We start from the raw sequence: 6,117 nt of genomic DNA, 5'->3' as shown, positions 1-6,117 counted from the left end.
TGAGGGTGTCGTTGATGTCTTGGATTAGCGTTAACTCGTTCTCCTCCCCCCAGCCGTTACAGGTTAGGTGTTTTCGGTCCATTATTTCCCCGTCTTCCTCAATAACAATCCCGGCGCTCTGTAGTTCAAAATGATGGGAATCTCCGATCCCAGGGAGTTCGTCGTTGAGGACCATCGATGACACCGTTTCGATATCGATTACCGCTCGAACGACAGCGCGCCTACCACGCCGCATTCGACTCAGACGCGTACATCGTCGACTTCAAGGCCGACTACGAGTCGGGGAATCTGACGATCACCGTCGAGCGGACAGCCGATCCCTGAACGTGATCTCACGAAGCTGGTTTTTGAGCGCCGGCGATGGGTGCCGGCGCACCGAGCAGACAGCACGGAGCTGAGCCCGGTGAGTCGGCGCTCCGAGGTGAACCAGATGCATATGGTCATTTACGCGCTGGTTGAAGCACCGACACAGCACGACGCCCTGGTCGAAGGGAAAGCAGTCTTCGACCGGCTCGTCGGGGCGAATCCCCACGGTTGCGCCGTGTTTGACTACTACTGTACCTTCGATGAAGAGGATACGACGGTGGCCGGGAAGGCCCGCTGGGGTGACCTGCCGACGGCAGCGGATGTCAACTCAGAGGAAGGCAGTGAACTCCTCGACCGGGCCTGGAACGCTACAAAAGAGGAGTTCCAGCGGAACCTCGACCGCGTGAAGGAGGCGCTCGACGAGCTCAGCGACGAGGCGATCATGCGCGACGAGGACCTCGCCCGGCACGCCTTCCACCAAGTCGGCGCGTACGAGGGGCCGTCCGTCCCGATGTACGACCAGCACGCACAGGGAATTCGGCATCGTGGCCAGCTCGACCGCGTCCTCGAGGAAGACGAGGACGGTCAGACGCTCTGGATCGTCCCCGCAGACGTCCACTTCTGACTGACGATGCCACGAATCACCAACTGGTCCCGGGAAAGTCGTACTCCAACACTCGCGTATCGAAACACCGAGACTGGAGCGCGAGCCGTTCTACACCGGGCTCCGGACTCATACCGGTACAAGTGGCGCGGGGCGATCCTTGTCGACGGCTACCCGATCTGGTCGCGGGGCTACGAGGCAAAAGAGGCGACCGCATTTCGGGATGCGCTTCGGGAGCGGCCAGCGCCGGAACTAAACTGTCCGGAGTGTCCGAACGACGACATCCTCGTCGGTGAGAAGGCAGCTGATGGAGCGAAGGTACAGCGCTGGTACGACTGCCCGGACTGTGGGTACGAAGCCCCCTCGCGCATCGTCTACGGCTCTGAACGCTGAGAACGTACACACGCAGGATGTTTTTCGGCCGGGGCGGAGAGAGTGACCCGGTCGAACCGGGTCGGCCCAACGATGAGTCTCGAAGTACTCGACCGACACAGGGAGGCACTGTTCGAGTTCCTCTGGTGTCCCGTCTGCGGGCAAGAAGTGTTCACCCACATTCCCTTCGAGGGAGTGTTCTGCAAGAACTGTAACACGCAGGTCGTCCTCCGAGAGTCCCGAGAATATCGTGGCTACGAGGAGGCTGTGCTCGCTTGCTTCGACACCGACTCGACGTGGAACCTTCACGTCGATGAGAAGCTCCGTCGCGACCTACCTGACGGCTCGGCACGGGTGAAAGTCCTCGGCGCACCGGGGGCCTACAAAGTCGACTGGTGGAGTCCAGCACCGGGAGAAGACTGGGAGCCGGTCGAGCGTGGTGAATTCGACGACATGGAGGAACCAGACGAGGTGTCACATCTCGCGTAGCGGATTGCAATCCCGCTACGACTGTGTGGTGTTGTTTCTGCGCCGGCGATGGGTGCCGGCGCACACGCGCCGGGGAGTATCGATGTCGACACGGAGTCAACTCCGATTCGTCCAACGAGTCGAACAGACCGATGAGACAGATGGCAGCGCCCATCGCATCGCGCAGGTGTACCGGCATTCAGATGGCTACCCGGAGAGCGTCCTTCGGGACCTCACACAGCTGAAAGAGCTTCTCGATGCGACCCGTGCCGAGCGTGGACCGGGCTACACGGCGGCGTCGTTCGTGTTCCTCGACAAGCTCTCGACGGTCGGCCTCTACCTGGATGGCGACCCAGAGCGAACGATCGACGCAGCTCAGCCAGCGGATCTTCTCAAGCCAGAGAATATGGAGCATCTAGACCAGCCGCTGTTTCTGCTGGGCCACGGCGTCGAGGATCCAGCTGACGGTATTCACGGCGACGAGGAGTACCTCTACGTCGTCGAGCTCCCGACGCGGAGCCCGTTCGACGAGCCGACCGAGTGGACGGTCAAGGTGAGCGGTCATTCCGCATTCCCGCGCTGGGATGGTCCGACCGACGAAGCCTTCGAGCGGGCAAGCTGGCAGTTCAACGGCCCGCTGGAGCACGCACTCGAAGAGCTGGTAGCTGAGCCAGCCTGAACACCGAGCGCGCTCAGATGATGCCGCCGATGACGAGAAGCCCGATGAGGAGTAACAGCGTGGTAATCACGCTACCCCCGGCTAGCCACTTGTTCTCCATCGCCTTCTCGTGAATCGGCATCTCGGCGTACTCCTCGCGGAACGCCTCGAGGTTCTCCTCGTCGTAGAAATACTTCGTCTTCAATGCGAACCGTTCGGTCACTGCACAGCCGGTACAGACCGGTTCGCCTTCGAGTCGTTCGGTCTTGATGTGGCTGTCGCAGGCGATGGCTCCGCAGTTCGGACAGTAGGTGTAGGCCTCGTCGACGCCGCTCGTCTCGCAGTGGACGCACCGATGAATGCCGTCCTCGAGCGTGACCCGTGAGGGGCCAGCAGCATAGTGCTCGTACGGATACGAATACTCTCGGAGCTCGGTCGTCTGCCGAACCTCAGGGAGATACACCGGCTCGATCGATTGTACTGAGATGTCCGAGAGATTCGGCTCACACGTTTTGTTGTAGGTGACGTTGTTGTCGCCGGTGTAGGTTACCGTCGTCGTGTGGTAGTCCTGAAGGCGGTCAACAGCCCACTCCTTGTACTCCGTCTGGGTCTGGCCGAAGCGGCGCTCCTCGACGGCGTCGAAGACCTCCCCGAACCGGTCGGCATCAAGATCGACTGTCGCGTGGAAGTTTTCGGTGACCAGCGTCGCGACGGCCTCGTCGGCGACCTGCGGATGCCCACGCTCAGCGTGGACGACGAATTGTGTGCGGTCGTTGATTCGGTGGATGACGCCGACAGAGGTCTCGAAGACGGCGTTGGTGTCGGCGGTGATCGCGACGGTCGGCCGGAACGTTACCTGCGAGTGCGGTACCGGCAGATCCGCAGCCTCGATGTTCTCGATGTCGCGGAACGCTTCCTGAACGGGGGCGTCGACATCGGCCGCCGGGTCGTACGGACGAAGCGTCTCGTCGCAGAGGATCTCGATGCGCCCGTTGTAGAGGTCGAGTCCGATCTCGTCAGCGATCTCTCGGAGGTCCTCGCCGTCGAGCAGCTCGATTGGATGCGGATCGTCGTTCTGCTGGAGGCGCTGGGCGTACTCCTGGGCAGGATTCGTGAACCGGCCGGTCGTGACGACCATGCCGCGTTTCGGGCCGTCGAAGTCGAACGTCGCGATCGCCGAGTGGAGCTTCTGGACAACCGGCCGGCCGACGGTTCCCGTGTGCTTACACTCGACGACGATTGCCCGCCGTGTTCCGTCGACGACTTCTTCCATCAGGACATCCCGGCCCTCGTCGGCCGTGCGCTCGGCCTGCCGGACGTTCTCGTAGCCGAGGTTCCGGAATACGTCCTCCATCAGGTCCTCGAACTCGAACCCCGAGAGGTCGTCCAGTACAGCCATCCGAATATAATTGGACTGTATTTTGCTACAACCAAATACGTTGCCGACTTCGGCGACAAAACCGGGTGCAGCGACCGCAGTTGTTGTTTCACGTCCCGCGAGGGGTGCGGGACGTCATACCGTCCCGGGTCAGCGATGAGTTCTGCAAGCGACAGCGAAATTGCCCCCGACCACTGGTGGTTGCATCGCCAAACAGACGACGAGCACTTCGTGTTCGCCTACGAGTTCTCAAACTCCGTTCTCTGCCACGTCCAGCAGACCCCGGAGTGGCTGGTCCGGGTCGACCGGGCCGATGGGACGATCCTCTTCAGCCAGCACGACCTCCGGTCGCGAGCGGCGGCGGTCGACCTCGCCCAGAGCATTATGGAACTCTGTACGATGCTCCATCGGGAGGTCGTCACTGAGCGAAGTCAAGCGCGAAAGCCGATGTACGTCGGTCCCCGAGCAACCGGGGCCACGAGTGCGAGCAATCAGGGAGCCGGACGCGGTCCAGATACCGCCCGTCGGCCGTCGCATTCCTTCCCCCGCCAGCCCCCGGAACGACCAAGAGGTATGGGGCACTGGGAGGGTGAGTTCCGATGACCGGTGGCCGAGCCTACCGCGGCGAGCGCTGTATGGGCGGTCAGCTGGTGTACACGCCCGATGGCGACGTGCTAGACAAGCACCTCCACGTTCTGCGCCGTGCTCCTGGTGGATTCGACTGGGGTCCAGAAGCCGACGAGGCCCGTGTCGATCAGCTCGCCATCGCACTACTGGCCGATTCGTCGACGAAGAACATCGCGCTCGACCACTACAAGGAGTTCGCAGAATACCTGCGTGAAGAGCTCGAGGGCGACGAGTGGCGACTCCAGACCAGCGATATTTCGGCCGATACCTGGTCGCAAGACATCGACGTGGCTGATGAGACGCCGTCACCGGAAGACGTCGGTATCACGGCGGTCGATCTCGACGAGATGACCTTCGCGGTCGAGCGAGCGCTCTGCGAGAAGCACGACATCAATATTCACCAGAGCGTCGACGACCGTCGCGAGGAACTGGAGGACGCTCGCCAGGAAGTTCGATCAGAGACCTCCGACTCGGAGGACTCGGCCACCGACACCGGCGGCTTCGAGTTCCCCGCAGCCAGCCAGTAGGGACGGTGACGGCGTTCCCGGAGCTGTTTGTAGAACCCCCGAGAGGGGTGCGGGGGTCACCACTCCCGCGACAAACCGATGAACGGGAACGCACGACGCCCCACGTCGAACGCAGTCCAGGCCGAAGCGCTCGCAAAAAGTCACGATGACCCCGTCGAATACGTCGGCTTTCGCGTCGATGGCCAAGCGGTCGTTCTAAATCTCACCCAACACCAGCGGCTCACTCCCGATCGGAGTCTCGATGTGGTCACCCACAGCCCGACCGGTTTCGAGTGGGGATACACTGGAAGCGGGCCCGCACAGCTCGCCTGCGGGCTTCTCCTCGACTACTACGACGACACCCAAGTCGCCCGAGAGCACTATATCGCGTTCCGCAACCGCGTGATCAGCCAGCTCAAGTGTGACGGTCCGGCGGCGTGCTGGCACCTCACCGGCGAACAGATCGACGCGGCGATGGCGACGATCACCGACGATGTCGTCGCCCTTCCCGACGGCGGAAAGCCATCACCGACGCTCCCCGAGAACTGGCGAACGGTTACCCGACCCGACCGGCGAGTCTTCCAGCGGGCTGATCACGACCACTACATCGTGCTCGGGGAGGGAACCGATGGCTGGCTGGCCGTCCTCTGTAGTCAGGGCGATCGCGCCTATCCGGCACCCCTGGCGAGCCGGACGGTATCGGACGATGCCGATGTCGAGCGGGCCATCCGTGCCCTCGTCGACGAGAGCAACGACCTCATCGAGCCACCGGAGGGGGAGTGCTGATGGAGACGCTTCGGCTGTCGCGAGCCACCCACCAACTGATCGAACGCGGGGTCGAGGCACTCGAAAAAATCGGTCGCGAACTGGAGCGGTACAATGACCGGCAAGAGAAGACTGACGCCACTGACTCGTGACTCAGACACGTTCTCCCGGCCAACGGCGGAGTACCGGATTCCAGTACACGCGCACTCCGGAGGGGTGTTCGTGTCCCATCCATCGCGAGGGCCAGCCGGTCACGGCGCCGCTCGGGTTGCGGTTCGCAGAGCGCGTCCATATCGAATCGATCCCACGGCACGTCGCCGGCGCGATCTACGAAGCCCATCATTCCTATATGGACAGTGTCCCGCGGACGAACCTCGTTCATCACGGGCTCTGTTACCAGGACCAGCTACTGGGCTGTCTCTTATACACATCT

Annotated in this window: 10 protein-coding genes and 1 pseudogene; 10 read left to right on the top strand and 1 reads right to left on the bottom strand. The window is 62.3% G+C overall.

The genetic code is table 11. From position 1 onward, the window contains the following. Window positions 1-177: 177 nt before the first annotated feature. The 5 genes from C444_RS22285 to C444_RS08355 all read left to right on the top strand — a co-directional run bounded on the left by C444_RS22285 (window position 178) and on the right by C444_RS08355 (window position 2,429). Complete coding sequence (locus tag C444_RS22285; RefSeq protein ID WP_004592258.1) at window positions 178-324, top strand: hypothetical protein; 147 nt, start codon at window positions 178-180, stop codon at window positions 322-324. Between the two features lie 106 nt (window positions 325-430). Continuing rightward, window positions 431-931 carry a hypothetical protein gene (locus C444_RS08370; protein WP_004592257.1) on the top strand — a complete coding sequence of 167 codons (501 nt, stop codon included), beginning with the start codon at window positions 431-433 and terminating at the stop codon, window positions 929-931. A gap of 6 nt (window positions 932-937) precedes the next feature. Then, window positions 938-1,303 carry a DUF7568 family protein gene (locus C444_RS08365; RefSeq protein WP_004592256.1) on the top strand — a complete coding sequence of 122 codons (366 nt, stop codon included), beginning with the start codon at window positions 938-940 and terminating at the stop codon, window positions 1,301-1,303. 72 nt (window positions 1,304-1,375) lie between these two features. Then, window positions 1,376-1,771: a DUF7567 family protein gene (locus C444_RS08360; RefSeq protein WP_004592255.1), complete on the top strand. Its 396-nt coding sequence runs from the start codon at window positions 1,376-1,378 to the stop codon at window positions 1,769-1,771. An 82-nt stretch (window positions 1,772-1,853) separates the two neighbouring features. Then, the gene (locus C444_RS08355) at window positions 1,854-2,429 is read left to right on the top strand and encodes a hypothetical protein (RefSeq protein ID WP_004592254.1); all 576 of its coding nucleotides are present in this window, start codon (window positions 1,854-1,856) and stop codon (window positions 2,427-2,429) included. Between the two features lie 13 nt (window positions 2,430-2,442). Here C444_RS08355 and C444_RS08350 read toward each other — a convergent pair whose 3' ends face one another. Further along, window positions 2,443-3,807: a restriction endonuclease gene (locus C444_RS08350; RefSeq protein ID WP_004592253.1), complete on the bottom strand. Its 1,365-nt coding sequence runs from the start codon at window positions 3,805-3,807 to the stop codon at window positions 2,443-2,445. Between the two features lie 135 nt (window positions 3,808-3,942). Here C444_RS08350 and C444_RS08345 point away from each other — a divergent pair, with 135 nt between their 5' ends. From C444_RS08345 to C444_RS22595, 5 genes and pseudogenes are all read left to right on the top strand, one after another. After that, entirely contained in the window at window positions 3,943-4,389 is a 447-nt protein-coding gene (locus C444_RS08345; protein WP_004592252.1) for a hypothetical protein, read from the top strand. Next, window positions 4,386-4,940 (top strand): DUF6166 domain-containing protein, encoded by a 555-nt coding sequence (locus tag C444_RS08340; protein WP_004592251.1) that lies wholly within the window; start codon window positions 4,386-4,388, stop codon window positions 4,938-4,940. Before C444_RS08345 ends, C444_RS08340 begins: the two co-directional genes overlap by 4 nt. 78 nt (window positions 4,941-5,018) lie before the next feature. Next, window positions 5,019-5,705 (top strand): DUF6166 domain-containing protein, encoded by a 687-nt coding sequence (locus C444_RS08335; protein ID WP_004592250.1) that lies wholly within the window; start codon window positions 5,019-5,021, stop codon window positions 5,703-5,705. Continuing rightward, entirely contained in the window at window positions 5,705-5,836 is a 132-nt protein-coding gene (locus tag C444_RS22940) for a hypothetical protein (protein WP_004592249.1), read from the top strand. The genes C444_RS08335 and C444_RS22940 overlap by 1 nt, the downstream gene beginning before the upstream one ends. Beyond that, window positions 5,833-6,117, top strand: a pseudogene (locus C444_RS22595) (hypothetical protein); the annotation flags it as partial. The gene C444_RS22940 and the pseudogene C444_RS22595, both read left to right, overlap by 4 nt.

The organism is Haloarcula japonica DSM 6131 (genome assembly GCF_000336635.1).
Taxonomy (GTDB): domain Archaea; phylum Halobacteriota; class Halobacteria; order Halobacteriales; family Haloarculaceae; genus Haloarcula; species Haloarcula japonica.
The sequence above is the reverse complement of the archived record's forward strand: the minus strand, read 5'-3'. Positions and strand labels throughout refer to the sequence as shown.

Bases quoted from the DNA above. Each gene is read 5' to 3' on its own strand.
- C444_RS22285 (WP_004592258.1), top strand. From the start codon at position 178: ATGACACCGTTTCGATATCGATTACCGCTCGAACGACAGCGCGCCTAC.
- C444_RS08370 (WP_004592257.1), top strand. From the start codon at position 431: ATGCATATGGTCATTTACGCGCTGGTTGAAGCACCGACACAGCACGAC.
- C444_RS08365 (WP_004592256.1), top strand. From the start codon at position 938: ATGCCACGAATCACCAACTGGTCCCGGGAAAGTCGTACTCCAACACTC.
- C444_RS08360 (WP_004592255.1), top strand. From the start codon at position 1,376: ATGAGTCTCGAAGTACTCGACCGACACAGGGAGGCACTGTTCGAGTTC.
- C444_RS08355 (WP_004592254.1), top strand. From the start codon at position 1,854: ATGTCGACACGGAGTCAACTCCGATTCGTCCAACGAGTCGAACAGACC.
- C444_RS08350 (WP_004592253.1), bottom strand. From the start codon at position 3,807: ATGGCTGTACTGGACGACCTCTCGGGGTTCGAGTTCGAGGACCTGATG.
- C444_RS08345 (WP_004592252.1), top strand. From the start codon at position 3,943: ATGAGTTCTGCAAGCGACAGCGAAATTGCCCCCGACCACTGGTGGTTG.
- C444_RS08340 (WP_004592251.1), top strand. From the start codon at position 4,386: ATGACCGGTGGCCGAGCCTACCGCGGCGAGCGCTGTATGGGCGGTCAG.
- C444_RS08335 (WP_004592250.1), top strand. From the start codon at position 5,019: ATGAACGGGAACGCACGACGCCCCACGTCGAACGCAGTCCAGGCCGAA.
- C444_RS22940 (WP_004592249.1), top strand. From the start codon at position 5,705: ATGGAGACGCTTCGGCTGTCGCGAGCCACCCACCAACTGATCGAACGC.